Here is a 244-nt window from a genome sequence, read left to right as displayed (position 1 = left end):
GGTCGGGGTAAGGGGATTCGAACTCCTGACATCCTGCTCCCAAAGCAGGCGCGCTACCGGACTGCGCTATACCCCGGTAAAAAAAAGCACCTTCAAGAGGCGCCTTCTTCGATCAGTGCTTTTGGCCTCTGATCTTAAGATCTAACCCCAGCGAACTGGAGCCAAAAATGGTGGGTCGTGTGGGATTCGAACCTACGACCAATTGGTTAAAAGCCAACTGCTCTACCAACTGAGCTAACGACCC

Annotated in this window: 2 tRNA genes; both read right to left on the bottom strand. The window is 52.9% G+C overall.

Annotated elements, in window-relative coordinates:
* Window positions 1-2 precede the first annotated feature (2 nt).
* Window positions 3-76: transfer RNA gene (locus GHO03_RS24985), tRNA-Pro, on the bottom strand.
* 92 nt (window positions 77-168) lie between these two features.
* Window positions 169-244, bottom strand: a tRNA-Lys gene (locus GHO03_RS24980).

Origin of the sequence: Pseudomonas sp. FSL R10-1339, assembly GCF_009600545.1 — a bacterium.
Classification (GTDB): Bacteria; Pseudomonadota; Gammaproteobacteria; order Pseudomonadales; family Pseudomonadaceae; genus Aquipseudomonas; species Aquipseudomonas bubulae.
This window is presented reverse-complemented; position numbering and strand designations above follow the sequence as displayed.